The sequence below is a fragment of the Mesorhizobium sp. U510 genome, assembly GCF_059180695.1.
Window position 1 is genome coordinate 3,822,383 of the sequence record NZ_CP180532.1, and the last position, 26,464, is coordinate 3,848,846.

Here is a 26,464-nt window from a genome sequence, read left to right on the forward strand (position 1 = left end):
GAAGAACTATGTCGATATTTGTTTGACTGACTTTTGTTATCCGCGCACGCATGCGCGCCTTTGACGAACTTCCCCATCAAAAATCGAGACAAAAATCGCTGTGCAGTCGCACTGCGATTACCGAATATTTGCCATGGAAAGGGTTCGTTTATGAGCACCGGCACAGTTAAATGGTTCAACGCCACCAAAGGTTTTGGTTTTATTCAGCCTGACGACGGCTCGGCCGACGTTTTCGTCCACATCTCGGCCGTAGAGCGCGCCGGCATGCGCGACATCGTCGAGGGCCAGAAGCTCGGTTACGAGATGGTCCGCGACAACAAGTCGGGCAAGATGTCCGCCGACCAGTTGAAGGCGGCCTGAAGAACGAATTCAGCCCTCCCGGTGACCACGGATGTACTGGCACTGGTGAAGGGCGAATTCTGGCGCGTGGTCTTGGAAACCTGAGTTTCCAAGACACATCATGCGCATGAGGGGTTTGCCTTGTGCATCCAAAAAGGGTGCGCGGCGCTCCAGGGAAGGTCAGGCGGTGCCTGGCCTTTTTCATTTTACGCTTGCTGCCACCGAAAATGCGCTGCGCATCGGGCCGAACGTGCTAAGGGACGCCTTAGCAATTTTGAACCCGATGCCGTGTTGCTTTGTGCGTGGTCCCGACCGAAGACCCGGTCTCGCCCTATCGGCACCAGGCTCCTGACAGGAGAAAGATTTTGACCGCCCATTCGAAGACCGCCGCCGATCCGGCGGTGTCGCTGTTCAGCAAGACGCAAACCCAGTCGATGTCGCTCAATCGCATCCTATCCGAGCGCGATGCCGTCAGCGAGGCGCGGGAAGCCAAGACCGCCCGCTTGCGCGAGCTGCGCCTGGAAAAGGAAGCGGAAGAGATGGCGGCAGCCGCTGCACTCGCGGCGCAGCCGAAACGAGCCGGAAAACGCTGATGGCCACCAAGCGCGTACCGCCAACGCCGATCGCGGCCGATGCGACCATCGCCGACATGGTCGAAACCCTGGACAAGCCGGTCGAATATGTTCGCCGTGTGCTGGAGAAGCTCGAACGCTGCAAGCGTGCCCATGGCGATGCCCAGGTGCGCGTCGGCGTGCGCGGCCGCGCCGAGGCCCCGAACTACCTGATCGAATACGTTCGCGAGGACAAGAAGACCCTGGAGCGGGTCACCTATCAGGATGCCGCCTATAGCGGCAGCACGCATCGCGAACTGGCGCCGCATCACATCGCGGAAGCCAGGAACTGGTCGCCCGAGGAAATGAACATCACGGCGGTTTCGGCGCTGATCGGCCGCTTGCGCAATCCGCGCGCCCCATCATCGCGTTTCGCCGACGAGGACTGACATGGCCATCAAATTCTCCGCCAAGGACCAGCCGGTAGCACCGGCTCCCGCAACAAAGCCGGCCAAGCCGGCGGCCGCGAAAGCCAGCGAAGCCGCCGACCCCGCGACCGATCTGTTCAAGTCACCGGTCGAATCGCCGGCGCGCAAGACAGGCAAGAAGAAATAGCGCCTTGCCGCGGGACGCCGATCGCAATCCTGCCGCGCCGGGCCTGCTCGCCCTCGTCGCTGCCGCAAGCCTTTCCTCACAACGCGACGCCGCACCGCTCTTCGACTGCCAGAGCTGCGGCGCGTGCTGTTCCTATTCGGCCGAGTGGCCGCGCTTCTCCACCGAGGACGATGCGCAGCTCGACCGCATCCCTGAAAAATATGTAGCCCTCGACCTGTCCGGCATGCGCTGTGAGGGCGTGCGCTGTTCGGCCCTGACCGGCGAAGTCGGCAAGTCGACCGCTTGCGGCATCTATGAAACGCGGCCGGATGTGTGCCGTGCCTGCATGCCTGGCGACGAGGAGTGCCTGATGGCAAGGGCCGCGCACGGGCTGGCGGTGGGGTAGTTCCATCCCCCGCTTTGCGGCGCAAGGAAACGCCAATCACCGCCGCTTGCCTCACCTTGCGCCACCCGATAGCTTCCATGTCGGGCAGGCCATGGAGAAACCATCGTGAGCATCGAGTTTCTGTTGACGTCGCTGATCGTCGTGGCCTCGCCCGGGACCGGCGTTCTCTACACGCTGAGCGCCGGACTTTCGCGCGGTGCGCGGGCTTCGATCATTGCCGCCTTCGGCTGCACGCTTGGCATCATCCCGCACATGGCCGCCGCCATCACCGGCCTTGCGGCGCTGCTGCACACCAGCGCGGTCGCCTTCGAGACGCTGAAATATCTCGGCGTCGCCTATTTGCTCTATATGGCCTGGAACACGCTGAAGGAGAAGGGCGGCCTCAGCGTCGAGGACAATGTCGCGCCGCGCTCGGCCGGCAAGGTGATTGCCACCGGCATCCTCGTCAACGTGCTCAACCCGAAACTGTCGATCTTCTTCTTCGCCTTCCTGCCGCAATTCGTCAGCACCACCGAGCCCGATGCGCTGTCGAAGATGCTGGAGCTCAGCTCCGTCTTCATGCTTTTGACCTTCGTGGTTTTCGTCGGCTACGGCATCTTCGCCGCTTCGATCCGGAGCCATGTCGCCTCGCGGCCAATGGTGCTGACCTGGATGCGGCGAACCTTCGCCGGTGCGTTTGTCATGCTCGGCGCCAAGCTGGCATTGGCTGATCGGTAGCGGCGACCGGCCAACTATCCCTTCACATAGCCCATCGCCTCGACGATGCGTCCGTCCTCTACACGCATCAGATTGACGCCGCGGACGGAGTTGCCGTCGGCCATCCAGTAGCGCCAGCGGATGGTCGCCCGGTCGCCGGCGACAAAGGTCTCCTCGAGGTCGAAGCGCGTGTCCGGCTGGGTGGCGATCGCCGACCACAGCTGGACGCAGGCTTGCCGTCCCGCATGACGGGCGCCATCCGGCGCCGGCGCGGTGTTTTCGATGACGCACTCTTCGGCAATCAGTTCGGGAAGTGCGGACGGGTCGTGCAGCTGAAACACATCGTTGAAGCGCCGTATGATCTCGGCCGTCTGTCCGGAGCGGTCGTCTGGATGGGGGTGATAATGCTGTCCTTCATCTCGTCCTCCTGATGTTACTGTGCCGTGGTCGCGATGAGCTCGGCCTTGAGCGTGATGGAGGCCACGCCAGCCAGGGCGCGCGAAACAAGGCATGTCGTTTTCGCCCTCTCCGCGAGGTTCTGGAATTCATCCGGAGCAAGACCCGGAATCTCGGCTTGCGTCTCAAGCTCGATGTGGGTGATCGTCGGTCCTGCGGCGGTTGCGCCGAGATGCACCTTGGCGACGGTGCTGATGCTCGTCGGTATATGCTGGGCTGTGCCCAGTATGGCGCCTAGGGCCATCGAGAAGCAGCCGGCATGCGCCGCGGCGATCAGCTCTTCCGGGTTGGTGCCTGGACCGTTCTCGAAACGCGACGGGAAGGAATAGGCGCCTTCGAAGACGCCGCTGCCGAGCCTCACCCTGCCTGAACCCTCTTTCAGCGTCCCTTGCCACTTCGCCGAGGCTTCGCGAATTGTCATTGCCGTTCTCCTTAGGTTTGAGACATTGACGGGTCAGGCGCCGTCGACGACCACCTTCCCGAAGACGTCGCCCTGCTGGAAATAGCGATAGGCATCGCGGGCCTCGGTGAAGGCAAAGACCTTGTCGATGACGGGCCGCAGGCGGTGCTGCGAAACAGCGCGCAGCATGGCTTCGAGATTGCTCCGGTTGCCGACGAAGAGGCGGCTGATGGTGGCGAGGCTGCGCTGGTAGAGTGCCGCCGGGATTTGGATCGATCCGCCTTTCGCATCCTGCAGCGTGAGAAGCACGATGTGTCCGTAAAGCGTGCTGGCGATCAGCGACTGCGCAAAGGTCGCCGGGCCACCGGTCTCGACGACGAGATCGATGCCGCCGGTCTGGTCACGGACGGGCCCGCCCATTCGGCCATATCCGACGTCGAGATCACAAGGTCGGCGCCCAGCGCCCGTAGCCTGTCGGCTTTCTCTGCGCGCGAGGTGACGGCGGCGACGCGGCAGCCGAGCAGCTTGGCGAACTGCAGTGCGAAGAGCGAGACGCCACCCGAACCGATGACCAGAACCCATTGGCCTGGCTTTGGAATTCCGGCACTCGTCACCGCGTTCCAGGCGGTCACGCCGGCGCAGCTCAGCGTAGCCGCCTCATGCCAGTCGAGATGATCGGGCAGGCGCGCCGCCCATTGTTCGTCGAGAACCGCGTATTCCGCCAACATGCCGTCCAGCGTGCAGCCGAGCTGGTCGATGAGACCGGCGTTGATGTGGCCGTCGATCCAGCGGGCGAAATAGCTGCCGGTGACACGGTCACCGACGGCGAAGCGGGTGACGGCATCGCCGATGGCGACAACGTCACCAGCCCCGTCGCTCAGGGGGACGATGCCCTGGCGCGGCGTAAGCGGATAGGTGCCGTTGAGGATCATCGTGTCGCGGCGGTTCAGCGAGGCGGCACGGACGCGGACCACGATTTCATGCGGTTTCGGCCGAGGCTCTGGCTCGTCGCGCATCACCAGGCATTCGGTTCCGCCCGACCCGTCAAGACGATAGCTGCGCATAATTTTGCCTCCGATATGTAGACTGATCTACATATTATGTAGACCGATTGTCATATTCGATGCAAGGCCTATAATGATCGCTGCTGACAGAGGTTGACATGGCGAACGACACCCGCACCCGCATACTCGACAAGACCGCGCTGCTGCTCCGGCAGCGCGGCTATCACGGCACCTCGCTCAACGACATATTGAGCGCCAGCGGCGCGCCGCGCGGTTCGCTCTACTTCCATTTTCCGGGCGGCAAGGACCAACTGGTGATCGAGGTGACGCGTGACAGTGTTGCCGGGGTGACGGCGAGGCTGGGCGAAGCGCTGGCGGCCGAAAGGGATCCGGCGGTGGCGGTCCATCATATCTACCAGGCGGTGGGGCGCATGCTGGAAGACAACCAGTTTTCGCTCGGCTGTCCGATCGCGCCTGTCGTGCTGGACTCACCGACCGACGTGCCGGAGCTGGCGGATTTGTGCCGCGCGGCCTTCGAGCAGTGGATAGGCCTGTTGCGTGAGGCCTTCGTCAGGGCCGGAGTGCCCCAACGCCGCGCCCACGCTCTGGCGCTGCTGGTTGAATCGTCGCTGGAAGGGCTGATGGTCATCGCCCGCGCCACCCGAGACCGCGCCCCGCTACAGGCGGTGGCGGACGAGGTCGCGGCGCTGATCGAAGCCGCGGTGCTTGCCGGCGAGGCACGGCAGCGCGCGGAGGCCGGTGTCTGAAGTCAAGCCCCCTGGTTCGGGAAGCAGGCGCTGGCGCTGAGGTTCGGGCCGTTCGCCAGCGACGTCAGGAAGGCCGGTAGCACGGTCGTGAAGTTGTAGGAAACCTGGACGCTCGAAAAGCCGGACAGGCCCGAGCAGGTGGTGTTGTTGCTGACGGCGATGTTGGCGTTGCTGAGCACGATGCCGTCGGTTGCCGCCCTGCTGCTGATATAGCTGATGGCGCTGGCGGCGTTGTAGACGCCGTTCTGCGTGCATCCGCTCTGCAGCACGCCGACGCAACGCGCCCCTGCCGCGGCGATCTCATTCAGCACATGCTGGGCCCAGTACATGCGGCCGAACTCGAACGTGCCCATCAGCACCATCAGCAACGGTACAGACAGCAAGGCGAACTCAACGGCGTTGGCACCGGATTTGTCGCGCAGGAAGGATCGGCGACGGCTCATTGCGGTTGCACCACGGCCTTGACGGTGATGTTGCCGTTGCTGACGATGCCGAAGCCGCCGAAAAGCGGCGTATAGGGCTTGCTGGCCGTGATCGTTACGAATTTCCCGGCAATGCCGCCGCCACTGCAGATGCTGCCGCATGCCATCGGGGTGCTCCAGGCCACGGCACCGGAACTGCCTGGGCAATAGCAGAGATCGGCATTGGCGGCCGTGCCGCTCTGGGTGGCCGTGGACGTGGTGGCGTTATAGGCAAGTGCCGCACCGTTGTTGATGACGACCTGAATGCTGCCGCCATTGCCGCTCAGGCCGCTGGTGACCACCGTCGCAATGTTGCCGGCCAGCGCGCCGCCGCCGGTGGAATTGACCTTGTCGCCATTGAGCAGCGCATAGTTCGAACCAGCCGAAAGCGCCGAGCTCAGTTCGAATTTGGCCTTCAATGAGCCGCCTATGTCGACGGTTCCGGCCAGGATGACCAGCAGCACGGGGCTGACCAAAGCGAACTCGACCGCCGACACGCCGGCGTTCTGGCGCCGCAGGAAGTCAGTGAACGCGAAGCGCCAGCTGGCCAACAAGCCGGGGTCGGGGTGTGACTGCTGTCTCATTGCACGAGGCTCACCTTGCTGCTGCCACCGGCACTCGAGGCGGCAATGCATTCCGATGCAGCCGTAGTGCCGCCCGACAGCGTGATGCGTGAGCCGATCATCTGCAGACACTTGCTCGGGTCGGTGTTCGACCCCAGCACGCTCGATCCGCCATTCATGATGATCGGGCCGTAGGGAAAATAGAATGCGCCCGATATCTGGGCGTTGGAGCCGCCTTCGGCGAAGGTCGCGCCGCCGGTGTTGGAACTGCCGGTGGGGCCGATCACCGCCAGCTTCGCCGTCGCTCCCGACTGGGGTGCGGTGAGCACGATGTTGCTGTAGCCGGCGGCCACGCAGAAGACATAGCCGTTGCAACTTCCCGAACTGGATTTGGCCTTGCCCGACAGGACAAGCGTCACATTGGCGCCGCTGACGCTGATCGTGCTGCCGTTGCAGTTGGCGCTGCCGCCGCCATTGCCGCCCAGTGCGAAATAGCCATCCACGGTGTAGACACCGGCGCCGAGCAGGATGGCGCCCGAGCCGATGAAGTTGCCGGCGATGTCGTGCTGCGCCGCGGCCGGCACCACAAAGCAACTGCCGCCGCCGCCGCCATTCACATTGCCGACGACCTGGAAAACGCTGCTGGCGCCAGTCGCATCGGCCATGATCGTTGTCGAACCGCCGCCGAGCGTGATCGCGTCGCCATTGCTGCCTGGCCCGATCTTGTAGGAATTGGTCGTGCCCGAGCCGAAGGTGAGCGTTCCGGTGTTGGTATAGCCGCCGGGGAGCTCGAAGGTGCTCGGTCCGCCGAAGGTCAAGGTGGAGGTGTTGCAGATGCTGACCTGCCCCGAGCCATTGCAGGTGTTGTCGCTGCGGCCGATCTTGAAGGTGCCGGCGCCGAATGTCGTGGTGGCACCGCCGCCGGTTGTCAGCCCCTTCGCGAAGTTGAAACTGCCGGCGCCGAAGGTGGTTGTTCCGCCTGTTGTCACCTGCTTGCCGAAATTGTAGGTGCCGGTCCCGAACGTGGTGGTTCCGGCCGTGGTGAGGGTCTTGGCGAAGTTGTAGGTGCCTGGCCCGAAATTGGTGGTGGCGCTGGTCGTGAGATCGCCGGCGATATTGTAAACCGTCGTTGCCGCGCCGCTTGTGGCGAAGTTGAGGTTGATGCCGCCGCCGATGGTGATGGTGCCCAGGTTGACCGTGGTCTTGCTGCCGCAGTTCAGCGCCCATGTCGACGACGACGATGCCCAACTGGCGGTGCAGCCGAGCGCGTTCGCCTGGCCTTGGGTCGAGCCTGTGTTCCAGCCGAAGTCGATGTTGTTGCCGTTGGGAGTGGTGGGCGCTGTTGGCGCGGCCGTCGTCGAAAGCGCGGCAACCGTTGCAATACGGGCCACGGCGGCCGTGACCGCGGCATTGCCGGCGAGCGGGTCGGGGGTGGATTTCTTGGTGATCACCGCGGTCGCCCCGCCTGGGCCGGTGATGCCGCTGCACGGCTGGCTCGGTGCGGCGGCGGAATTGTAGTTGACGCCGAGCGCCGAAATGCTGGTGCCGCAGGGGACGGTCACCGTGTTGTTGGAAGAGACGGTACACTTCTGCGCCGAGATCGAAGTGCCGCCGCTCAGCGTCAGACCGGTCTGTGTGCCGTCGAGCGCGAGCATGCATCCGGGCGTTTGCGGCTGCACGCCAAGCTCGGCCACCGAATTGGCATAGATCTGCAACTGCTGGCGATCGTTGAGAACGCGTGCCAGGAACAGCGTCCTGTAGGTGTTGATCGACACCGAAACGGCGTTGACACCGGTCGTCTTCGGGGAGGCGACCAGGTTGACCTGTACATTGGCGGCAGGAACGCCGTTGAGCACCGCGACGCCGACGGCGGTGGCCGTCATCTGCGAGGTGGACTTGTTCACGTTATAGGCGAGGGCGCCCGCATAGGCCGACAGGTCGGCGACTCGCTGATTATCGGCCCGCTCGACGAGTGCTGCGCCATATTCGGTCACCAGGGCGGCCATGCCGATCAGGACCGGCATCACCAGTGCCGAGATGATCAGCACGTTGCCGTCGCGGTTCCGCAAAAATCGCCGGAAAATTTGCATCGATGGGTACCCGACACGCCACACGCAGGAGCAACCTCGCCGTGCTCCCGCCCTTTAGTAATCGCGAATGTGTTAAAGAATATTGTCTGACAAATTTACCTAGCGCCGTCAAAGCGTAGTTAAGCCTCTGATTTTGCTGGAAAATTTCTCGAGAATGAGAACAGTTGCGCCGTCTAGCGGTGCGGACCTCGATGGTCGCTATCGTTGCAGGAAGCAATGAAAAAAGGGCGGCATCGCTGCCGCCCTTTCCGTATGCATAATAAGCCAGGTGGCCTGGATTAGAAATCCATGCCGCCACTCAAGCCCGCTTGCGGGCTTGAGCAATGTTAGTTCATCGGCGTGCTTTATGGGCTTCTTAGAAATCCATGCCGCCCATGCCGCCCATGCCGCCGCCGCCCATGCCGCCAGGCATGCCGCCGCCAGCCGACTCCTTCTTCGGAGCCTCCGCGATCATGGCTTCGGTGGTGACGAGCAGGCCGGCGACCGAGGCCGCGTCCTGGAGAGCCGTGCGCACGACCTTGACCGGATCGACGATACCCATGGCGATCATGTCGCCATATTCGCCGGTCTGGGCGTTGTAGCCGAAGGTCGCGCCCTTGTTCTCAAGGATCTTGCCGGCAACGATCGATGCTTCCGCACCGGCGTTCGAGGCGATCTGGCGAGCCGGAGCCTGCAGAGCGCGACGCACGATGTTGATGCCAGCAGCCTGGTCGGCATTGGCGCCGGCAGCCTTGATGTTGGCCGAAGCGCGCAGCAGGGCCACGCCACCGCCGGCAACAATGCCTTCTTCCACGGCCGCGCGGGTCGCGTTCAGCGCATCGTCAACGCGGTCCTTCTTTTCCTTGACTTCGACTTCCGTCGCACCGCCGACGCGGATCACCGCAACGCCGCCCGCGAGCTTCGCGAGACGTTCCTGCAGCTTCTCCTTGTCGTAGTCCGAAGTGGTCTCTTCGATCTGCTGCTTGATCTGAGCAACGCGGCCCTGGATCTCGGCCTTCTTGCCGGCGCCGTCGACGATGGTGGTGTTCTCCTTGGAGATCGACACCTTCTTGGCGCGGCCGAGCATGTTGAGGCCGACATTCTCGAGCTTGATGCCGAGGTCTTCCGAGATGACCTGGCCACCGGTGAGGATGGCGATGTCTTCCAGCATGGCCTTGCGGCGATCACCGAAGCCCGGAGCCTTGACCGCGGCGATCTTCAGGCCGCCACGCAGCTTGTTGACGACAAGCGTGGCCAGGGCCTCGCCTTCGACGTCTTCCGAGATGATGAGCAGCGGCTTGGAGGTCTGCACGACGGCTTCGAGAACCGGCAGCATCGCCTGCAGGTTGGAGAGCTTCTTCTCGTGGAGCAGGATGTAGGCGTCCTCGAGATCGGCAACCATCTTGTCGGCGTTGGTGACGAAGTAGGGCGAGAGGTAGCCGCGGTCGAACTGCATGCCTTCGACGACTTCGAGTTCGGTCTCGGCGGTCTTGGCTTCCTCGACGGTGATGACGCCTTCGTTGCCGACCTTCTGCATCGCTTCCGCGATCATCTTGCCGACCGACTCGTCGCCATTGGCCGAGATCGTGCCGACCTGGGCAACTTCCTCGGAGGTCTTGATCTTCTTGGCAGCCTTGCCGAGCGCCGTGACGACTTCGGTGACGGCGAGGTCGATGCCGCGCTTCAGGTCCATCGGGTTCATGCCGGCGGCAACCGCCTTGTGGCCTTCCTGGACGATCGACTGCGCCAGAACGGTCGCGGTCGTGGTGCCGTCGCCGGCGATGTCGTTGGTCTTCGAAGCAACTTCGCGGACCATCTGAGCGCCCATGTTCTCGAACTTGTCCTCAAGCTCGATTTCCTTGGCGACGGTGACGCCGTCCTTGGTGATGCGCGGCGCGCCGAACGACTTGTCGATGACGACGTTGCGGCCCTTGGGGCCGAGCGTGACCTTCACCGCGTCGGCGAGGATGTTGACGCCGCGCAGCATGCGCTCACGGGCATCACGGGAGAATTTTACGTCTTTAGCAGCCATTTTTAGCTCCTGGCAGGGCTTGGGATAAAGCCCGGAATTCAGTTGACGGTGAGGCCGATGATCAGCCGATGATGCCCATAATGTCGGATTCCTTCATGATCAGAAGGTCTTCGCCATTGAGCTTGACTTCGGTGCCCGACCACTTGCCGAACAGGATGCGGTCGCCAGCCTTGACGTCCAGGGGGACCAGCTTGCCGCTTTCGTCGCGCGCGCCGGAGCCGACGGCGATGATTTCGCCTTCCTGCGGCTTTTCCTTCGCCGTATCCGGGATGATGATCCCGCCGGCGGTCTTGGATTCGGATTCGACCCGGCGAACGACCACGCGGTCATGAAGCGGGCGGAACTTCGACTTTGCCATTTTTTCTTCCTCGAGTGAGAACGGTGAGAAACAGTTCCTCCGTCCGGCGAAGCCGGACATATAGTTAGCACTCACCAAGGGCGAGTGCTAACGTGGGGCTGAAATAGGCCGCCGACCTGCGAGAGTCAAGGCGCGCGGCAGCCTCGAAAGGCGGTAATTTTTTCCATGGATTGGGGCTTAGAGAAACAACCGCAACTGCGTGTGGATGATCGACCGGTAATCCTCGACGGTTTGGCGGCTTTCCGCTTCGCCCTGAGCGAGCGCCAGGCGCACCACACCGCCGGCGAGCTGGAAGATCAAGAGAACCATGCGTTCGAACTGTTCATGCTTGCCCGGCTCGATCAAGGCGGTGACATGGTCGCAGAACATCTTGGCCTGATGCCGGGTTTCGGCGATGTCTAGATTCTTGAGCGCCTTGTCGGCCTGGATGGCGTTCTGCAGGTCCTGGATGGCCGGATCTCCGGCGACGCGGCCGAGGTAGTCGTCGAGCAACCGGTCGGCGGCGGCGATGACGTCCTTGGCTTCGCGGACATCGGCGAGGATATCAGTCAATCGCGCACGGCTCACCTCTGAAAATCGCTCATAGAGCATCGCCAGGATCGCCGACTTGTTGGGAAAGTAGTGATAGACGGTGGCGATCGGCCCGCCTGCCAACGCGCCGACTTCCTTCATGGTGACGGCGTCGATGCCCTTCTCGCCGATTAGCCGCATCGTCGTCGACAGGATGGCGTCGATGCGCTCGCGGCTGCGCTCCTGCTTGGGCTTGCGCCTCGGTTCGGTCGCTGTTCGCCTTACTTCCACCATGCACCGGTCTTTCGCACGAATTGCCAAATTCTGGTTGACAAAAAATATGATCAAGTATCAGTTTCTGAAATGCTGACAGATTGTCAGCTTTTTTGCCGCGCGGCAAGGACGTTGGGAGGCGCCTTTGACTTCGACAAATGCCGGGCACACTGGCACTGGCGACTGGCTGGTCGGCAATCCGACCGGCGGGCAGCTTGCTTCGGCCCTGTGGATCGGCTCGGTCGGTCTGCTCATCCTAGGCCTGCAGCCAGTGCTGCTCGGCGCCCTTTACACCGAGGGACATGTCAGCGGCGACGAACTGGCGCTGGTCGCCACCGCCGAGATGATCGCCATCGCGATCGGTTCGGCGATCGTCGCGATGCTGCTGTCGGCCCGCAATATGCACTGGAAAAGCGCGGTGCTGCTGCTCCTGCTGGCGCTGGCGCATGTCTGGACGGCCTATGCCGCCGGCGCCAATGCGTTGATGGCGGCACGCGCCTTGGCCGGGCTTGCGGAAGGCGGGCTGGTCGCGGTCGCCACCGAATTGATCGCCCGTTCGCGGCGCGCCGAACGCATCGGCGGCTTTTTCGTCACCATGCAGACGCTGGCGCAATGCGCGCTTGCCCTGCTGCTGGCGCTCTATGTCATCCCGGCCGCCGGATCGGCCGGCGGCTTCCTCATTCTCGCGGTCGTCTGCGTCCTGTCGCTCATCGTCGCCTTCGTCGTCCCCGCTGACTACGCCGACCTGCCCAAGGACGAGAACCTGACCAATGTGCTGACGGCTCCCTCGATCACCGCGCTGTTGTGCGTCTTCTGCTATTTCATGTTCTTCGGCGCGGTCTGGGCGTTTCTGGAACCGCTTGGCACCCAATTCGGCATCGATGGCCGCACCGTCGGCCTGATCGTCTCGGCGAGCCTCGCGGCGCAGGTCTCGGGGGCGATGATGGCGACCGCGTTCGAAGCGCGCATCGACTACCGCCTTGCCGTTGCTGCGATCGGTGTGGTCGCGCTGGTCTGCTCGCTGGTTCTCGCCAGCGGACCCGACCTTATCACATTCTGGATGGCCGCCTTGGCCATGGGCTTCATCCTCCTGTTCATCGTGCCCTACCAGATCCGGCTGGCGATCACCGCCGACGAGACGCGCACCGCCGTGCTCTTGGTGCCGGCGGCACAGCTTTTTGGCCTGGCGATCGGGCCGATCGCGGCATCCTTGCTCATCGACGGCAAGGATTTTCGCCCGGTTCCGGAATTCGCCGCCGCCAGCGCCGTTGCCAGTGTCGCCTTGCTCGGCCTGTTCATCCTCGTGTCGCGGCGTCGCCGCGCCGTTGCCTGAGCGGAGGGCAGCATGTCGAACATCTGGAGCAACTGGTCGGGCTTTGTCACCGCTGAACCCCGGCTGATCGCAAGCCCCGCCGATGCGGGCGAACTCGGCGATCTCGTTCGCGCCGCGCCCGGCCCAATCCGCGTCGTTGGCGCGGGACATTCCTTCACGCCGCTGGTCAAGTCGCAAGGCACCATCCTGTCCCTGGAGAGGCTGGAGGGGCTGGTCTCGCATGACGCGCAAAGGCATCGGGCACGCGTGAAGGCAGGGACGCGGCTTGGTCCGCTCATGCACATACTGCAGGGCATCGGCCAGGGCCTGCCCAATATGGGCGACATCGACCGCCAGGCGATCGGCGGCGCGCTGGGGACCGCTACCCATGGCTCGGGGCCGACGCTCGGCGCCTATCATACGCAATTGGAGACGGTGCAGATCGTCGACGGGCTTGGCAAGGTTCGCGACGTCACCAGGGCAGGGGATCAGGATATGATCCACGCCATAGGCGTCGCGCTCGGTGCGTTCGGTGTCTTGAGCGAAGTGACGCTGAACAACATCGCGACCTACCGGCTGCGGCGCCGCAAATGGGTGCTGCCGATCGGCGACATGCTGCGCGACTTCGAAAAGATGATGACCGCGCATCGCTCGGCCGAATTCTACTACATTCCGTTCTCTGGCTACGCGCAGTTTATCGCCAGCGACTTCAGCACCGAGGCGACCACCGCGCGCCCGACCGACGATGACGAAGGCTCCTTGCGCACGCTGCGCCGGCTGCGCACCGGGCTTGCCTGGCTGCCGTCACTGCGCCGCCGGCTGATCCTTGGCGCGGTCGCGAAAGTGCCGTCCGAGGATTATGTGCAGGACTGGCTCAACGTCTATGCCAGTGACCGCCAGACCAAGTTCAACGAGATGGAATATCACCTTCCGTTCGAGGAGGGGCCGAAGGCGCTGGCCGAAATCATCGAGCTGACCGAAAAACGCTTCCCCGAAGTCTATTTCCCGATGGAGGTGCGCAGCGTCGCGGCTGATCCGTTCTGGCTATCGCCCTTCTACAACAGGCCGACCTGCTCGATCGCCATCCACCATGACGCCGCGAGCGATCCGCTGCCCTTCATGCAGGCGGCCGAGCCGATCTTCCGCAGATATGGCGGCAGGCCGCATTGGGGCAAGATGCACAGCCTGAAGGCGGCGGACTTCAAGAAGCTCTATCCGCGCTGGGACGACGCCATGGCGGTGCGCCGCGACATCGATCCGCAAAACCGCTTCGTCTCGCCTTACATGGCCGGCCTGTTCGGCATCGAGCCATGAGCGCCTATTTCGCGACGCTTTCGCAGGCGCTGAAGCAAGCCGGCATCTTCCAACCCTGCCTGCTGCTCGACCGCGACCGGCTGGACGGCAACATTGCGCTGGTGGGAGAGAGACTGGCGCCCGGCCTTGCCGTGCGGCTGGTCGACAAGTCGCTCGCTTGCCTGCCGCTGCTTGCGCATATCCGCAAGGCGCTTGGAACCGACCGCTTCATGACTTTCCATCCGCCGATCAGTGAGGCGGTGCTGAAGGCGTTTCCGGACGCGGGTCTCCTGTACGGCAAACCGATGCCAGTCGGGACGGCAAGGGCGGCACTGGTGAAGGGTGGCGCCGACTGGTCACGTGTCTGCTGGCTGATCGACAGTGATGAACGACTGGCGGAATATGGCGCTCTCGCGATCGAACTCGATATCGAGCTCCGCATTGCCTTCGAGATCGATGTCGGACTGCATCGCGGCGGCTTCGCCGAACCGGGGGCCTTGTCGCGGGCGCTGAAGCAGGTGTCGGTCCACAAAAAGCTGCGCTGCGAAGGCGTCATGGCCTATGAGGCGCATGCGCCGCACATTCCCGGCCTGTTCGGCGGGCCGGCCAAGGCGTTGGCGCAGGCTTCGAAGCGGGCCGCCGCTTTCGTGGCGCGCCTCGGTCCGGACCAGCGCCGCATCCTAAACATTGGCGGCAGCAAGACCGCGCTGCTTCATGATGGCGTCATGGCCAATGAAGTGTCGATGGGGTCGGCCTTCGTGCTGCCCGGCGATTTCGACACAGCCGGCCTCGACGGCTTCCAGCCGGCCGCCTTCATCGCGACGCCGATCCTGAAAATGGTCGAGCCGATGCTGCCGGGCCCGCCGGCCGTTACCCGCCTGCTGCAGGCACTCGGCCGGTTCCCGCGCAAGGGCTGCTACCTCTATGGCGGCAAGTGGATGGCTGAGCCGGTCTTTCCCGACGGCATGAGGACGAATGGCCTGCTCGGCCTGTCGTCCAACCAGCAATTCATGGGTCTGCCGGCTGACACCACTGTGATGCCCGGCGATTATGCGTTCCTGCGGCCGACGCAGAGCGAGGCCGTGCTGCAGCAATTCGGGCCGATCGCGGTGCTTTCCCAGGGCAGGATCGTCGATCGCTGGCCGGTCTTGCCGATGATGTGATCACATCATATAGTTGACTCCGTCAAGTAAACGATTGATCCTGTGAAGGCAGGAGATGACCATGACAATTCACCATCAGCCCAACAACGAAGCGCCCAACAAGCACCTGATCGATGCGGTGCGGGCTTTCAACCGCTTCTACACCCGCCAGATCGGCCTGCTCGACGAAGGGCTGCTGCAAAGCGCCTTCTCGCTGACCGAGGCGCGTGTGCTTTACGAGCTGGCGCATCGCGACGGTTTGACCGCGACCGACCTGGGGCGCGATCTCGGTCTCGACGCCGGCTATGTCAGCCGTTTGCTGAAGAAGTTCGAACGCGATGACCTCATCTCCAGGTCGACGCTGGTTTCGGATGCCAGGCAATCCTCGATTGCGCTGACGCCGGCGGGCAGGAATGCCTTCGCGCCGCTGAACAAGGGTTCGCATGACCAGGTGGCCGCCTTGCTCGATCGGCTGCCCGCTTCGGAGCAGGACCGGCTGGTGAAGTCGATGCGGACGGTCCAGGCGCTGCTGGACGAAAGCGCCGAGCCGAAAATCCCCTATCTGCTGCGGCCGCTGCAGATCGGTGACATCGGCTGGATCACCCGCCGGCAAGGCCTGCTCTACGCGCAGGATTATGGCTGGGATGAAACCTACGAGGCGCTGGTCGCCGAAATCCTCGCGGCGTTCGTCAAATCCTTCGACCCGAAATGGGAGCGCAGCTGGATCGCCGAGCGCGATGGCGAGGTCGTCGGTTCGGTCTTCGTCGTGCGCAAGTCGCCCGAGGTGGCGAAGCTCAGATTGCTTTATGTCGAGCCTTCGGCACGCGGCCTTGGCATCGGCGCGCGTCTGGTCGATGAGTGCATCGCCTTCGCGCGGGCCAAGGGTTACAAGACGCTGACGCTTTGGACCAACGATATACTGGGCTCGGCGCGCCGCATCTACCAGGCCGCCGGCTTCAAACTGATCGATGAAGAGCGCCACCATTCCTTCGGCAAGGATCTGGTCGGTCAGACCTGGGATCTCGACCTCTAGCGAACGCCGTCCGGCACGACGCGCGGTTGTTGGCGCCTTGCGTCGATGATATGAAACGCGGGTCGAAAAGGACCCTGGAGCGGCATATGGTAAGCCCGCTCCCTTCCACAAGCTGGAAGCTCCGTTCCCATCCAATATGGGAACCCGCGGCAAGCCCACCGCGTGCTTTACGCCGGGCTTGGCGTTCGGGGTCTTCGCTGATCGGCGTTCCTTCGTTTGCCAGGCGCCAACGAAGGAGAAGCAAAATGCCCATCATTCGCGCCGACACCGGCGTCATCACCCAGATCAATGTCTTCACCGTGCCTGAAGGCGGACAGCAGGCGCTGATCGACTTGCTGCGGGAGACGGCAATGAGTTGCCGAGGCATTCCTGGCTGGATGTCCGCCAGCCTGCACCGAAGTCTCGACGGCACGCGGGTCGTCAACTACGCCCAGGCGCGGGATCAGGCGGCCATGCCGCGGGTCTTCGAGCATCTGCGTAGCAACGGTTTTCTCGACCGCAACCGGGCCTTGGGTCAGGCTCATCCCGGCCTCTACGAGGTCGCTCTCGCCGTGGAGTAGGCGAAGCGGCGGATCGTACCTTGGCCCATGCCAAGGTAAGATCTGCTCGATACCAGAGCAATTCCAGGAAAAGTGTGCAGCGGTTTTCCGTCCGGAATTGCTCCAAAACAAGAGTTAGAGCGGTTCGCCATTTCCGTGAAACGGTGAAACGCCCTAGGACTTGACCGGTATCCAGATCTCCAACCCGCCATTGCCGCTGCGCGGATCGAACTCCGAGCCATAGCGTTCGAATTCCGGCGCGTCCGCTATCTCGTGCCCGGAGGCCGGCAGCCATTTGTTCCAGATCGTGTTGACTGTGCGGCGGATGGTCGAAATGTGCTCGCGATGCGAGAACACCGCATATTTCTGCGCCGGTATGCGCACGCGGCTGAATTCCCTGGGAAGGTCGGAAAAGTCTGTGACCTCGACACCGGCGATGTAGTCGAAATTGCCGGCATCGTCGCCGTTGACGCAGACGCCATAGGCGACGTCACCGGTCTCGCCCGGAATGTTGCCGATAAAGGGGCCGAAGCGTTGCCACTGCATCGGGATGGCGGCGCTGGTCTCGCAGCTGTAGCGTTCGCCCAGCCCCGCGATCAGGAACGGCCGGCTGGTCTCGAAGCGCGGTGGCTCGAGCTTGGCAAGAAAGGACTGGTCCATCAGGATCGGCTCCACGAGGTCGAGGGTCTTGGTCGAGCCTTGCGCCCGCACCAGCTCCGGCGTTGTGCCGAACTGGTCGCGGAAGGCGCGGGTGAAGGCCTCATGCGAGTTGTAGCCGGCATCGAGCGCCACCGAGAGAATGTCGGGCGCCCCGTCGGCCAGCCTGCGCGCCGCTTCGCTCAAGCGCCGCGCGCGCATATAGCCCATGACGGAGCGGCCGGTAGCGGCACCAAAGGCGCGCGTCACATGAAAGCGCGACACGCCGCTGCCTTGGGCGACGTCGTCGAGTGTTACAGCCTCAGGCAGATGGCTTTCGACAAACCACAGCGCTTTCTCGGTCGGGTTCATGGGCTTCTCGCATTTGGCCGGACCATCTTGCCGCTTTCTTGCGTGACAATTTGATCGAAATTGCGCAGCGCGCGAATTTGGTCGAACAAAGTCATCGAATCGATTGCGCAAACGTTTCGATGACATTATGGTCCATCGAAATCCGCCAAAGCCAATGAGAGCGGACTGGAACGCATCATCAGGGAGGAGCGCTTGCCAGCACTCCATTTGAGTTGCCATGCCGACAATGGCTGAGGTCGCGCGCCGCGCCGGCGTATCGGTTTCGACCGTCTCGCATGTCATCAACCGCACCCGCTTCGTCTCGCCGGAGAAGGCCCGGCTCATCAACGACGCAATCGCCGCGATGGGCTACCAGCCCAACGAGCTGGCACGGTCGCTGAAAGTCGCCTCGACCAACAGCGTCGGCCTGGCGATCTCGGCGATTTCCAACCCTTATTTCACCGATATCATCTGTGCGGTGGAGGCCGAATGCGCGCGCCTCGGCCTCATGGTCTTCCTCTCCGACACTCAGGAGGACCCCGACCGCGAGCTTTCGGTGGTGCGCGCCTTCCACCAGCGTCGCGTCGACGGCGTAATCCTGGCGCCGTCGGGCGCGCCGCAGCGCGCCATCGATTACCTGGCCGAGAAGAAGCTGCCCTGCGTGCTCATCGATCGTTTCGCCGACGAGCGTTTCGACCAGATCGGTGTCGAGAACCAGTCATCGATGCGCGCGCTGATCGATCATGTCGCCGCCTTCGGCCACAAGCGCATCGGCTACATCGCCGGCCAGCCGGGTCTGGCGACGACCCGCGAACGCGTCGAGGCCTTTCGCGCCTCGCTGGTCGCCAATGGACTTGAATGCCTGCCGCACTATGTCTCGCCGGAGAATGTCGACACGGCGAGCGCGACCGCAGCGACCCATGCGATCCTGTCTCTGCCGTCGCCGCCCACCGCATTGGTCACGGGCAACAACATGACGACCATCGGGGCAGTTCGCGCCATCCGCGAGAGGGGGCTCTCTATCCCCGGCGACCTGTCGCTCGCCGGCTTCGACGACTTCGAATGGGCCGATTGCTTCGAGCCGCGGCTGACACTGGTCGCGCAACCATGCACCGAGATCGGACGGCAGGCGGCCGCCCTGCTGTGCGCTCGCATCGCATCGACCGACCTGGAGCCGCAGGCGGTGCGGCTGCGGGCGGCGCTGCAGGTGCGGGAGTCCTGCGCGAGGCCGGCCCCCCATGAGGTCAGCCCCATGAGGTCAGCATGAGTGCGCCGCTGCTTTCCGTCACCGGTGCGGTCAAGCGCTTCGGCGGCGTCCAGGCGCTGCGCGGCGTCGACTTCGACCTCAAGGCGGGCGAGATCCATGCCTTGCTTGGCGAAAACGGCGCCGGTAAATCGACGCTGATGAACCTGTTGTCGGGCGTCTACACGCCGGACGAGGGCACCATCCACATCGACGGCAAGCAGGTAGCCTTCAACAACCCGCGCGAGGCGCAGGCGGCCGGCATCGCCACCATCTTCCAGGAACTCGACCTGGTGCCGACACTCGACGTCGCCGCCAACCTTTTCCTTGGCCGCGAGTTGATGCGGCCCGGTGGTTTCCTCGACGTGCCGGCAATGCGCAGCGAGGCGCGCAAGCGTCTCGAAGCCATCGAATTGGCCATCGATCCGGCCAGCATGGTGGCGAACCTGTCGATCGGCCAGCGCCAGGTCGTGGCCATCGTCAAGGCGCTGTCCTACGCCTCGCGCGTGCTGATCATGGACGAGCCGACGGCCGCACTCACGGTAGGTGAGGTCGACAGGCTGTTCGACATCATGCGCAAGCTCGCCGCCAGCGGCGTCGGCATCGTCTACATCTCGCATCGCCTCGAGGAGGTACCGCAGATCGCCGACCGGGTGACGGTCATGCGCGACGGTCGCGTCGCGGGCGTCACCGAGCCGCACGCGCCGCAGGCCGAACTGGTCCGGCTTCTGGTCGGCCGGCCGCTGGATGAGCTTTATCCCGAACGGTCGACGAAGGCCGGCAAGACACTGCTCAGCTTGCGTGATGCCAGCTTCAGGCTCGCCCATGAAAGCGCCGGCTGGCAGCCGCCGAGCGGCGTCTCGCTCGACGTCAAGGCGGGCGAGATCGTCGGGTTGGCCGGCATCATGGGGGCAGGGCGCACCGAACTGCTCAGCGCGCTCTATGGCACCGGCCTGTCCGGCCGTTGGGAAGGCGAGGTTGCTATAAATGGCCGGCCTGTAAGGCTGGATTCGATCAGGGCGGCCCGCGCGGCCGGCATCGCCTTCGTCACCGACGATCGGCGCGGCAGCGGGCTGATGCTCAGAATGGCGGTGGGCCTCAACCTGGTCATGTCGGTGATCCGCCGCATCTCGCCCTTCGGCCTGATGTCGCAGCGCCGCCAGGCGGATGCGGTGAAGCAGTCCTTCGGCCAGTTCGATATCAGGCCGAAGAATCCCGACATCGCCGTCGGCGCGCTGTCCGGCGGCAACCAGCAGAAGGTGGTGCTGGCCAAGGAGATTCTCGGCAATCCCCGGCTGCTGCTGCTCGACGAACCGACCCGCGGCGTCGATGTCGGTGCCAAGGGCGAGATCTACGCGCGGCTGAGGCAGTTGGCGGCGCAGGGGCTCGGCATATTGGTTGCGTCCAGCGAGATGCCGGAGCTCATCGGCCTGTGCGACCGGATCGTGGTGCTGCGCCAAGGGCGCAACGTGGCGGAATTCATCGGCGGCGTCGACGAGCACACGGTGCTTGACGCGGCAAATGGCAGGGAGGCCTGATGTCTGAACAGAAGATTTCGGTGACAGCGAGCCCCGCTGTGCCGGCGGCAGCGCCCAAGCATCGCGATCCGCTCGCCCTTGTGGTGCGCTTCCAGAGCCTGATCGGCCTGGTGGTGGTGGCGATCGGCGGCATCATCTTCTCGCCGCGCCGGCACGGCCAGATCCTGTTCCTCGATCCCGACAACATCGCCAACATCGTGCGCGCCGTGTCGGAAACCGGCATCATCGCCATTGGCATGACCTTCGTCATCATCACCGCCGGCATCGACCTGTCGGTTGGCGCGGTGCTCGGCCTGTCCAGCGTCGTCACCGCGTCGATGATGATCTCGGGTGGATTCGGGCTCATTCCCACCATCCTCGCCGTGCTCGTCATGGGCATCGTCTTCGGCGCCATCCAGGGCACTATCTCCACCCGCTTTCGGCTGGAGCCGTTCATCGTCACGCTTGCTGGCTTGCAGGCGGCGCGCGGCCTGGCGCTGGTCGTCTCGGGCAACCAGTACATCAATATTTCCTATGGCGACGGGCCGGGCCTGGCACCGCCTGTGTTTGCGATCCTCGGAGAGCGGCTGTTCAACAACACCGTGCCGGTCGCCACCATCGTCTTCATCGTCTTTGCCGCGATCGCAACGATCGTGCTCAACACGACGCGCTTCGGCCGCTATGTCTTTGCCGTTGGCGGCAACGAGCGCGCGGCGCGCATTTCCGGCGTGCCCGTTTCGATGGTGAAGATCTCGGTCTATGCCATCACCGGTTTTGCTTCGGCTCTGGCCGGCATCGTGCACGCCGGCCAGTTCAATTTCGGCAGCGCCAATGACGGCATGGGCTACGAACTGACAGCCATCGCCGCCGTGGTCATCGGCGGCACAAGCCTGTTTGGCGGCGCCGGCTCGATGGTCGGCACCGTGGCCGGCACCATCATGCTGGGCGCGCTCGCCAACATCCTGCAGCTCAACAACATCACGCCGGCAATGCAGTTACTCGCGACCGCCGCGATCATCGTGCTGGCGGCAGTGCTTCAATCCCTCGTTCGCCGCCGCGAGGGTTTGGGTCGTTAGGAGGAAGGCGGCAACAAAGTCGAAGTCAACCAAGGTCTGGCCCCCGGCCCGACGAGGAGGAGAGTGAGTATGAAGACCACAAGACAAGGAACGAGGCGCACGCTTCACGCCGTGCTTCTGGCAGGCGCGGGCCTGTGCATTGCGGGATCCGCCCAGGCTGCAGACCCGATGGTCAAGGCCTGCGCCAAGGACGGCCAGTTCATCATCGGCTTTTCGCAGGCCAACAATGCCGAGCCCTATCGTCAGCACGTCAATGACGAGCTGACCGCGGCGGCCAAGGCCGTGCCGGGCTTCACGCTGCAGATCGCCGACGGCGCCGGCAACGTCAACACGCAGACCTCGCAGGTCGACAATTTCATCACCCAGAAGGTCGATCTGCTGCTGATCTCGCCCTTCGAGGCGGCACCGCTGACGCCGGCGGTGAAACGCGCCATGGATGCCGGCATCCCGGTCATCGAGCTCGACCGCAAGACGGTCGGCGATCCCGGCAAGGACTACACCGCCTTCATCGGCGGCGACAATTACAAGATCGCGCTCGAGGCCGGCAAATACACCGCCAAGACCTTGCTGCCGGATGGCGGCGAGGCGGCGGTGCTGGAAGGCTTGCCGAGCTCGACGCCGGCGGTTGAGCGGCTGAACGGCTTCAAGGACGGCGTCAAGGAGAATGCCAAGATCCAGGTCGTCGCCGAGCAGGCCGCCGACTGGGTGCCGGACAAAGCCCAGACCGCCTTTGCCGCCATGCTGCAGGCGCATCCCGACATCAAGGTGCTCTATGCCTCCAACGACATGATGGCGGCCGGCGCGCTGCTTGCCGCCAAGGGAGCTGGCAAGGACGTCAAGATCATCGGCACCGACGGCCTGCCCGGACCGGCCGGCGGCATCGAGGCCGTCGCCAAAGGCGACTGGGCGGCGACCTTCACCTACCCGACGGGCGCCAAGGAAGCGATCGAGATGTCGAAGAAGATCCTGCTCGACTGCGCGACTTCGGTGGAACCAACGGTGACGGTGGAAACGACCGCGATCACGGCGGAGAATGCCAAGCAACTGATGGGGAAGTGAGGGGCGGAGAGCCCGGCATTGAGCTTGATATGCAAGGCCCCGGAAGGGGCCTTGTTCGTTTTGGGAGGGACTGTCGAAGAATGGCAACTTCATGCAGCATTTCGGTCATTCGAACGGCTATCGCCGTCCATCAAAGGCCGACATGGGTCGTCTAGGCGCTAACGGCTTCGCCGCCACTCGCAAGATTTCTACGCCACGCGTGGTTGAGCTGGCCTGGGTTTGACTACGGTGGCGAGTACGATGCCGGCGACAATGAAGGCCGCACCGACCAGATCGTAATCGTGCAAGTCCTCGCCGAGCAGCAGATAGGCAAGCATGGCGACGAACACCGTCTGCAGGTAGAGCAGCATGCTCGCCCGACTCGCGCCGAGTGTTTCCACGCTTTTGTTGTAGAAATAGTACATCAAGGCGCCGCCGGGTCCTGCCAGATAGGCGAGCGCGAGAATGCTGTGGACGTTCATGACGGAGCGTTCGTCGTTGACCAATTCCCACAAATGGAAAGGCAACGCGACCAGCGCACCGGCGCCGAGCAGCAGCACGACCATCGGCAGGAGTTCGATGCCGAATTTGGCACGGCGCAAAAGCACGGTGTACAGGCCCCAGCAGAACGCGCTGCCGACGATCCACAACTCGCCGGCGTTGAACTCGAGTTGCAGCAGCGCCGTCAGGTTCCCGTGGGCAACGATGAAAATCATTCCGGCGAGCGCAACCAGCGCGCCAAGCGACTTCCACAATCCGAGCGGTTCGCCAAGCACGAAACGCGCGAGCACCATCGTCATGACAGGCGAAAGCGCCATGATGATGCCGGCCGTGGTGGCGTTGGTGTCGTTGAGGCCATGGTAGATCATACCCTGGCATAGGGTGAGGCCGATCGCCCCTACGGCGACGACCTCCAAGGCGCGAGTTCGCAAAAGCCCAATCATGGCGTCGTGATGACGGTGCACAATCGGCAGTAGGATGGCGCAGGCAAGCGTCAGCCGCCAAAAGCAGAGGCCCCAGGGCGGCATTTCAGGCGCCACCCATTTGGCCGCGATATAGACACCAGCCGAAAGCAGCCAGCACAGGATGGCGGCCGGATAGCCGGTCAAGGAGGATATGGGGCCGACCGCGGGTTGCGCGGCTTGATGCGCTATCGGCATTGCCTGCATGTCATGTCCTCCCCTTCGATGACGTCTGCCGACGGGGTAACATAGCCTGCGTCGTTGGGTCGTGCATCCGTTTTGAAGGGTGAGGTCGCGTACGCTTTTACTTTGGTATCGGGAGGTCGCGTGTCAGCTTTTCGCGTTGCATAGCCTGGCAGTGGCGGTTGGCAGTCGACCCAAATGTGACATTTAGTTCTGGTCGCGCTCCTGCCAGGATTTGGCATCCCGCCCCAACCGCTTACCTTGCGTTCAACTCCGCCATATAAGCATTCGAAATCCCGGGGGCGCCGCGAGTGCTAGACAACTACAACCTCGACCGCTTCGGCGTGATCCACCAGATCGACGCCACGCCGATCACATACGACAAGCAATACATTTCCTATTACGAGGATCTGAGCGACCGGACCATCAAGCTCGGCTATCAGCGGCTTGGCTGGGTGCTGGGGATCACCGGTGAGATACCGCGGTCCGTGTTGGAGATTGGCTATGGCACCGGCACCTTCATTGAGGCCGCCAAGATTACCGGGGTTGCCGACTGTGCCGGCTGCGACATCACCAAATTTCCGCTGCCCGAGGGCGTCCGCTTTGTCGATTGGGACGAGGCGCTCGCCGGCTCGTGGGATCTCGTCGCCATGTTCGACGTGCTCGAGCACATTCCGGATCTGGGTTTCCTCGCCCGCCTTCAGACCCGCCACCTGGCCATCGCCGTCCCTTACTGCCGCTGGCGTGAACTTGGCGCCGATGGCGATGCGTGGTTCCGGACGTGGCGCATGCGTCTGCCCAACGAGCACCTGCACCATTTCGACCGTGACTCGCTGGTGGCGCTCCTCGCGCATTACGGCTTCGAATGCGTGATGCTGAATTGCTTTGAAGACGGGATCAGACTGCGGCCAGGCGAAGCGGGTCCAAATATTCTGTCAGGCTTTTTTAGAAAGCTGTAGCGCCGGTTTCCCTCGGCGACCGCGGCCAGGTGTCATGCCTCCTGCCTGGTGACCGCTCGCGGCTGAAAACCGAGGTACCGCCGAAGACTTATTGCGCAACGACAGGGGGTTGACATCGTCGCGAAATATCGCCTCAAAGGTAATGTTATTACATATCGAATGAAGTGCGGCGGCATCGCAAAAAACTCATTGCGATGCGATCGATGGAAATCTACGGTGGGTGCGTGATGGTCCCCGCGCCGAAAGGCAAGGGGTGAAAAGGGAACACGGTGAGACCCGCAGAGGTCGAGACCGTGGCTGCCCCCGCAACTGTAAGCGGTGAGCAAGATCCGACATGCCACTGGCCGGCAAGGCTGGGAAGGCAGGATTGCGCCGAGACCCGCGAGCCAGGAGACCTGCCATCACTGAGTTGACCGGACGGGGTGTGCCGGGAGGAGACGTGGACGTCGGTCTAGTCGGCCGGCTCGCCAGCATCCTTCCGTCGCCAGTTTTGGAAAGTGACGGAAGTTGGCCGGCGCCATCGATCACCGCATCATCGTGTGCACGCTTTGCCGTGACGTCCCGACCGGCATCAGGTCGGGCGAAAGCCTGTGTGCCGATCTGCGCTCCCGGCTCGCGGCCTGCCAAGAACCCGCTGTGGCGCATGGCTTCACGATCGAAGGCGTCGAATGCATGGCGGGCTGTGCGCGGCCGCTGACCGTGGCCTTCCAGGCGCCAGGCAAGGCTTCCTATCTCTTCGGCTCCATCGACGCCGAGGCCGACGCCGGCGATCTCGTGCGATTTGCCAGGCTTTACGCCTCGCTCGCCGACGGCTGGTGCAATTCCGGACAGCGTCCGCCGCGGCTGGCGGGCAAGACGCTGGCTCGTATTCCCGGGCCGGCCAAGTTTGCGGTCAACAGCCGATGACAGCGCCGCTCCTCCATGCACGCGACCTCTGCGCGATGGCCAATGGCCGCGATCTGGTCCGCGCCGTCAGCCTGTCGGTGGCCACAGGCGATCGCCTTGCCATCATCGGCCCCAATGGCGCCGGCAAGACCACGCTGCTGCGCATGCTGTCGGGCATGCTCAGGCCAAGTTCCGGCGAGGTGAAGCTTGGCGGGCGCCGCCTGGACAGGATCTCGACCGCCGAGCGGGCCCTGCACGTCGCCGTTGTCGGCCAGACCGACCAGCCGGACCCGCGGCTGGCGGTGATCGACTATGTCGAGCTCGGCCGCGTCCCGCATGCCGGACTGAGGCGCAGGAGCGAGGAGCGCGACATCGTCGTCGACGCGTTGCGCCGGACCGGCCTGTTGCCGCTGCTTGGCCGCACGATCGGCTCGCTGTCGGGCGGCGAACGCCAGCGCGCCCAGCTGGCGCGCGCCATCGCGCAGCAACCGAAGGTGCTGTTCCTCGACGAGCCGACGAACCATCTCGATCCGCGCGCCCGTGGCGAATTGCTCGAACTCATTGCCGGCTTCGGCATGACGGTGATCGCGGTGCTGCACGATCTGGCACTGGTGGCACCCTTCGCCACCAGGGTCGCAGTGATGAACGAAGCGCGGCTGCATGCGCTTGCCGCGCCGCGCGAGGCGCTGACCCAAAAGCTGATCCGCGAGATTTTCGGCGTCGACGTGTTTCGCCTGCGCCATCCGACCGAAGACCGCGAACTCACGGTCTTCGATGTTCCGAACCGCTCCGCGCCGCCATCCTGATCGACCCCAT

Annotated in this window: 31 protein-coding genes and 1 riboswitch; of the genes, 19 read left to right on the plus strand and 12 right to left on the minus strand. The window is 63.7% G+C overall.

Annotation, left to right across the window (positions count from 1 at the left end):
• Positions 1-150 precede the first annotated feature (150 nt).
• From ACLGL5_RS19995 to ACLGL5_RS20020, 6 genes are all read left to right on the plus strand, one after another.
• On the plus strand, positions 151-360 hold the full coding sequence (locus ACLGL5_RS19995; RefSeq protein WP_010915421.1) for a cold-shock protein: 210 nt from the start codon (positions 151-153) through the stop codon (positions 358-360).
• A 344-nt stretch (positions 361-704) separates the two neighbouring features.
• A complete protein-coding gene (locus ACLGL5_RS20000) occupies positions 705-932 on the plus strand; it encodes a hypothetical protein (protein ID WP_027046702.1) in 228 nt (75 codons plus the stop codon).
• On the plus strand, positions 932-1,339 hold the full coding sequence (locus ACLGL5_RS20005; protein ID WP_010915422.1) for a hypothetical protein: 408 nt from the start codon (positions 932-934) through the stop codon (positions 1,337-1,339). The genes ACLGL5_RS20000 and ACLGL5_RS20005 overlap by 1 nt, the downstream gene beginning before the upstream one ends.
• Before the next feature lies 1 nt (position 1,340).
• Positions 1,341-1,505 (plus strand): hypothetical protein, encoded by a 165-nt coding sequence (locus ACLGL5_RS20010; RefSeq protein ID WP_083246704.1) that lies wholly within the window; start codon positions 1,341-1,343, stop codon positions 1,503-1,505.
• Between the two features lie 4 nt (positions 1,506-1,509).
• On the plus strand, positions 1,510-1,890 hold the full coding sequence (locus ACLGL5_RS20015) for a YkgJ family cysteine cluster protein (RefSeq protein ID WP_019857423.1): 381 nt from the start codon (positions 1,510-1,512) through the stop codon (positions 1,888-1,890).
• A 105-nt stretch (positions 1,891-1,995) separates the two neighbouring features.
• Positions 1,996-2,607 (plus strand): LysE family translocator, encoded by a 612-nt coding sequence (locus tag ACLGL5_RS20020; protein ID WP_069091865.1) that lies wholly within the window; start codon positions 1,996-1,998, stop codon positions 2,605-2,607.
• A 14-nt stretch (positions 2,608-2,621) separates the two neighbouring features.
• On the opposite strand, the gene ACLGL5_RS20025 is transcribed toward ACLGL5_RS20020, so the two are convergent.
• From ACLGL5_RS20025 to ACLGL5_RS20040, 4 genes are all read right to left on the minus strand, one after another.
• Positions 2,622-2,927 (minus strand): nuclear transport factor 2 family protein, encoded by a 306-nt coding sequence (locus ACLGL5_RS20025; RefSeq protein WP_245307118.1) that lies wholly within the window; start codon positions 2,925-2,927, stop codon positions 2,622-2,624.
• A gap of 92 nt (positions 2,928-3,019) precedes the next feature.
• Positions 3,020-3,463, minus strand: a complete 444-nt coding sequence (locus ACLGL5_RS20030) for an OsmC family protein (RefSeq protein ID WP_069091866.1) — start codon at positions 3,461-3,463, stop codon at positions 3,020-3,022.
• A 33-nt stretch (positions 3,464-3,496) separates the two neighbouring features.
• Entirely contained in the window at positions 3,497-3,862 is a 366-nt protein-coding gene (locus ACLGL5_RS20035) for a zinc-binding dehydrogenase (protein WP_245307119.1), read from the minus strand.
• On the minus strand, positions 3,778-4,506 hold the full coding sequence (locus tag ACLGL5_RS20040) for a zinc-dependent alcohol dehydrogenase family protein (RefSeq protein WP_245307120.1): 729 nt from the start codon (positions 4,504-4,506) through the stop codon (positions 3,778-3,780). The genes ACLGL5_RS20035 and ACLGL5_RS20040 overlap by 85 nt, the downstream gene beginning before the upstream one ends.
• Positions 4,507-4,604: 98 nt before the next feature.
• Between ACLGL5_RS20040 and ACLGL5_RS20045 the strand changes: the two genes are divergently transcribed.
• Positions 4,605-5,213 (plus strand): TetR/AcrR family transcriptional regulator, encoded by a 609-nt coding sequence (locus tag ACLGL5_RS20045; protein ID WP_069091867.1) that lies wholly within the window; start codon positions 4,605-4,607, stop codon positions 5,211-5,213.
• Positions 5,214-5,215: 2 nt separating this feature from the next.
• On the opposite strand, the gene ACLGL5_RS20050 is transcribed toward ACLGL5_RS20045, so the two are convergent.
• The 6 genes from ACLGL5_RS20050 to ACLGL5_RS20075 form a co-directional block, all read right to left on the minus strand.
• Complete coding sequence (locus ACLGL5_RS20050; protein ID WP_064984863.1) at positions 5,216-5,656, minus strand: TadE/TadG family type IV pilus assembly protein; 441 nt, start codon at positions 5,654-5,656, stop codon at positions 5,216-5,218.
• The gene (locus tag ACLGL5_RS20055; RefSeq protein ID WP_245307121.1) at positions 5,653-6,258 is read right to left on the minus strand and encodes a TadE/TadG family type IV pilus assembly protein; all 606 of its coding nucleotides are present in this window, start codon (positions 6,256-6,258) and stop codon (positions 5,653-5,655) included. The genes ACLGL5_RS20050 and ACLGL5_RS20055 overlap by 4 nt, the downstream gene beginning before the upstream one ends.
• Entirely contained in the window at positions 6,255-8,327 is a 2,073-nt protein-coding gene (locus ACLGL5_RS20060; RefSeq protein ID WP_245307122.1) for a TadE/TadG family type IV pilus assembly protein, read from the minus strand. The genes ACLGL5_RS20055 and ACLGL5_RS20060 overlap by 4 nt, the downstream gene beginning before the upstream one ends.
• Before the next feature lie 355 nt (positions 8,328-8,682).
• The gene (groL, locus tag ACLGL5_RS20065; RefSeq protein WP_441937842.1) at positions 8,683-10,338 is read right to left on the minus strand and encodes a chaperonin GroEL; all 1,656 of its coding nucleotides are present in this window, start codon (positions 10,336-10,338) and stop codon (positions 8,683-8,685) included.
• Between the two features lie 61 nt (positions 10,339-10,399).
• Positions 10,400-10,696 carry a co-chaperone GroES gene (groES, locus tag ACLGL5_RS20070; RefSeq protein WP_010915433.1) on the minus strand — a complete coding sequence of 99 codons (297 nt, stop codon included), beginning with the start codon at positions 10,694-10,696 and terminating at the stop codon, positions 10,400-10,402.
• Between the two features lie 177 nt (positions 10,697-10,873).
• A complete protein-coding gene (locus tag ACLGL5_RS20075; protein WP_069091871.1) occupies positions 10,874-11,500 on the minus strand; it encodes a TetR/AcrR family transcriptional regulator in 627 nt (208 codons plus the stop codon).
• A 124-nt stretch (positions 11,501-11,624) separates the two neighbouring features.
• On the opposite strand from ACLGL5_RS20075, the gene ACLGL5_RS20080 reads away from it, so the two are divergent.
• The 5 genes from ACLGL5_RS20080 (at position 11,625) to ACLGL5_RS20100 (ending at position 16,819) form a co-directional block, all read left to right on the plus strand.
• A complete protein-coding gene (locus tag ACLGL5_RS20080) occupies positions 11,625-12,812 on the plus strand; it encodes an MFS transporter (RefSeq protein WP_064984862.1) in 1,188 nt (395 codons plus the stop codon).
• 12 nt (positions 12,813-12,824) lie between these two features.
• Complete coding sequence (locus ACLGL5_RS20085; protein ID WP_069091872.1) at positions 12,825-14,105, plus strand: D-arabinono-1,4-lactone oxidase; 1,281 nt, start codon at positions 12,825-12,827, stop codon at positions 14,103-14,105.
• A complete protein-coding gene (locus tag ACLGL5_RS20090) occupies positions 14,102-15,247 on the plus strand; it encodes a DSD1 family PLP-dependent enzyme (protein WP_069091873.1) in 1,146 nt (381 codons plus the stop codon). Before ACLGL5_RS20085 ends, ACLGL5_RS20090 begins: the two co-directional genes overlap by 4 nt.
• 61 nt (positions 15,248-15,308) lie before the next feature.
• Positions 15,309-16,259, plus strand: a complete 951-nt coding sequence (locus ACLGL5_RS20095; protein ID WP_027046703.1) for a bifunctional helix-turn-helix transcriptional regulator/GNAT family N-acetyltransferase — start codon at positions 15,309-15,311, stop codon at positions 16,257-16,259.
• 245 nt (positions 16,260-16,504) lie between these two features.
• Entirely contained in the window at positions 16,505-16,819 is a 315-nt protein-coding gene (locus tag ACLGL5_RS20100) for an antibiotic biosynthesis monooxygenase family protein (RefSeq protein WP_069091874.1), read from the plus strand.
• Between the two features lie 153 nt (positions 16,820-16,972).
• On the opposite strand, the gene ACLGL5_RS20105 is transcribed toward ACLGL5_RS20100, so the two are convergent.
• Positions 16,973-17,806 (minus strand): AraC family transcriptional regulator, encoded by an 834-nt coding sequence (locus ACLGL5_RS20105; RefSeq protein WP_069091875.1) that lies wholly within the window; start codon positions 17,804-17,806, stop codon positions 16,973-16,975.
• Between the two features lie 217 nt (positions 17,807-18,023).
• Here ACLGL5_RS20105 and ACLGL5_RS20110 point away from each other — a divergent pair, with 217 nt between their 5' ends.
• From ACLGL5_RS20110 to ACLGL5_RS20125, 4 genes are all read left to right on the plus strand, one after another.
• Positions 18,024-19,052 (plus strand): LacI family DNA-binding transcriptional regulator, encoded by a 1,029-nt coding sequence (locus ACLGL5_RS20110; RefSeq protein ID WP_038646046.1) that lies wholly within the window; start codon positions 18,024-18,026, stop codon positions 19,050-19,052.
• Complete coding sequence (locus ACLGL5_RS20115) at positions 19,049-20,566, plus strand: sugar ABC transporter ATP-binding protein (RefSeq protein WP_064984857.1); 1,518 nt, start codon at positions 19,049-19,051, stop codon at positions 20,564-20,566. Before ACLGL5_RS20110 ends, ACLGL5_RS20115 begins: the two co-directional genes overlap by 4 nt.
• Positions 20,566-21,621 carry an ABC transporter permease gene (locus tag ACLGL5_RS20120; RefSeq protein ID WP_019857445.1) on the plus strand — a complete coding sequence of 352 codons (1,056 nt, stop codon included), beginning with the start codon at positions 20,566-20,568 and terminating at the stop codon, positions 21,619-21,621. The genes ACLGL5_RS20115 and ACLGL5_RS20120 overlap by 1 nt, the downstream gene beginning before the upstream one ends.
• Before the next feature lie 69 nt (positions 21,622-21,690).
• Positions 21,691-22,680: a substrate-binding domain-containing protein gene (locus tag ACLGL5_RS20125; RefSeq protein WP_027046704.1), complete on the plus strand. Its 990-nt coding sequence runs from the start codon at positions 21,691-21,693 to the stop codon at positions 22,678-22,680.
• Positions 22,681-22,868: 188 nt separating this feature from the next.
• Here the strand turns inward: ACLGL5_RS20125 and ACLGL5_RS20130 are convergent, their stop codons facing one another.
• Entirely contained in the window at positions 22,869-23,828 is a 960-nt protein-coding gene (locus ACLGL5_RS20130) for a DMT family transporter (RefSeq protein WP_069091876.1), read from the minus strand.
• Between the two features lie 287 nt (positions 23,829-24,115).
• Between ACLGL5_RS20130 and ACLGL5_RS20135 the strand changes: the two genes are divergently transcribed.
• The 3 genes from ACLGL5_RS20135 (at position 24,116) to ACLGL5_RS20145 (ending at position 26,454) form a co-directional block, all read left to right on the plus strand.
• Entirely contained in the window at positions 24,116-24,763 is a 648-nt protein-coding gene (locus ACLGL5_RS20135) for a class I SAM-dependent methyltransferase (RefSeq protein WP_069091877.1), read from the plus strand.
• A 211-nt stretch (positions 24,764-24,974) separates the two neighbouring features.
• Positions 24,975-25,180, plus strand: a riboswitch (cobalamin riboswitch).
• A 90-nt stretch (positions 25,181-25,270) separates the two neighbouring features.
• Positions 25,271-25,669 carry a DUF1636 family protein gene (locus ACLGL5_RS20140; RefSeq protein ID WP_069091878.1) on the plus strand — a complete coding sequence of 133 codons (399 nt, stop codon included), beginning with the start codon at positions 25,271-25,273 and terminating at the stop codon, positions 25,667-25,669.
• The gene (locus tag ACLGL5_RS20145; RefSeq protein WP_069091879.1) at positions 25,666-26,454 is read left to right on the plus strand and encodes an ABC transporter ATP-binding protein; all 789 of its coding nucleotides are present in this window, start codon (positions 25,666-25,668) and stop codon (positions 26,452-26,454) included. The genes ACLGL5_RS20140 and ACLGL5_RS20145 overlap by 4 nt, the downstream gene beginning before the upstream one ends.
• The last annotated feature ends 10 nt before the right edge of the window (positions 26,455-26,464 follow it).

Bases quoted from the DNA above. Each gene is read 5' to 3' on its own strand.
- ACLGL5_RS19995 (WP_010915421.1), top strand. From the start codon at position 151: ATGAGCACCGGCACAGTTAAATGGTTCAACGCCACCAAAGGTTTTGGT.
- ACLGL5_RS20005 (WP_010915422.1), top strand. From the start codon at position 932: ATGGCCACCAAGCGCGTACCGCCAACGCCGATCGCGGCCGATGCGACC.
- ACLGL5_RS20010 (WP_083246704.1), top strand. From the start codon at position 1,341: ATGGCCATCAAATTCTCCGCCAAGGACCAGCCGGTAGCACCGGCTCCC.
- ACLGL5_RS20030 (WP_069091866.1), bottom strand. From the start codon at position 3,463: ATGACAATTCGCGAAGCCTCGGCGAAGTGGCAAGGGACGCTGAAAGAG.
- ACLGL5_RS20035 (WP_245307119.1), bottom strand. From the start codon at position 3,862: ATGGGCGGGCCCGTCCGTGACCAGACCGGCGGCATCGATCTCGTCGTC.
- ACLGL5_RS20040 (WP_245307120.1), bottom strand. From the start codon at position 4,506: ATGCGCAGCTATCGTCTTGACGGGTCGGGCGGAACCGAATGCCTGGTG.
- ACLGL5_RS20045 (WP_069091867.1), top strand. From the start codon at position 4,605: ATGGCGAACGACACCCGCACCCGCATACTCGACAAGACCGCGCTGCTG.
- ACLGL5_RS20050 (WP_064984863.1), bottom strand. From the start codon at position 5,656: ATGAGCCGTCGCCGATCCTTCCTGCGCGACAAATCCGGTGCCAACGCC.
- ACLGL5_RS20055 (WP_245307121.1), bottom strand. From the start codon at position 6,258: ATGAGACAGCAGTCACACCCCGACCCCGGCTTGTTGGCCAGCTGGCGC.
- ACLGL5_RS20060 (WP_245307122.1), bottom strand. From the start codon at position 8,327: ATGCAAATTTTCCGGCGATTTTTGCGGAACCGCGACGGCAACGTGCTG.
- groL (WP_441937842.1), bottom strand. From the start codon at position 10,338: ATGGCTGCTAAAGACGTAAAATTCTCCCGTGATGCCCGTGAGCGCATG.
- groES (WP_010915433.1), bottom strand. From the start codon at position 10,696: ATGGCAAAGTCGAAGTTCCGCCCGCTTCATGACCGCGTGGTCGTTCGC.
- ACLGL5_RS20075 (WP_069091871.1), bottom strand. From the start codon at position 11,500: ATGGTGGAAGTAAGGCGAACAGCGACCGAACCGAGGCGCAAGCCCAAG.
- ACLGL5_RS20085 (WP_069091872.1), top strand. From the start codon at position 12,825: ATGTCGAACATCTGGAGCAACTGGTCGGGCTTTGTCACCGCTGAACCC.
- ACLGL5_RS20090 (WP_069091873.1), top strand. From the start codon at position 14,102: ATGAGCGCCTATTTCGCGACGCTTTCGCAGGCGCTGAAGCAAGCCGGC.
- ACLGL5_RS20095 (WP_027046703.1), top strand. From the start codon at position 15,309: ATGACAATTCACCATCAGCCCAACAACGAAGCGCCCAACAAGCACCTG.
- ACLGL5_RS20100 (WP_069091874.1), top strand. From the start codon at position 16,505: ATGCCCATCATTCGCGCCGACACCGGCGTCATCACCCAGATCAATGTC.
- ACLGL5_RS20105 (WP_069091875.1), bottom strand. From the start codon at position 17,806: ATGAACCCGACCGAGAAAGCGCTGTGGTTTGTCGAAAGCCATCTGCCT.
- ACLGL5_RS20110 (WP_038646046.1), top strand. From the start codon at position 18,024: ATGCCGACAATGGCTGAGGTCGCGCGCCGCGCCGGCGTATCGGTTTCG.
- ACLGL5_RS20115 (WP_064984857.1), top strand. From the start codon at position 19,049: ATGAGTGCGCCGCTGCTTTCCGTCACCGGTGCGGTCAAGCGCTTCGGC.
- ACLGL5_RS20120 (WP_019857445.1), top strand. From the start codon at position 20,566: ATGTCTGAACAGAAGATTTCGGTGACAGCGAGCCCCGCTGTGCCGGCG.
- ACLGL5_RS20125 (WP_027046704.1), top strand. From the start codon at position 21,691: ATGAAGACCACAAGACAAGGAACGAGGCGCACGCTTCACGCCGTGCTT.
- ACLGL5_RS20130 (WP_069091876.1), bottom strand. From the start codon at position 23,828: ATGCAGGCAATGCCGATAGCGCATCAAGCCGCGCAACCCGCGGTCGGC.
- ACLGL5_RS20145 (WP_069091879.1), top strand. From the start codon at position 25,666: ATGACAGCGCCGCTCCTCCATGCACGCGACCTCTGCGCGATGGCCAAT.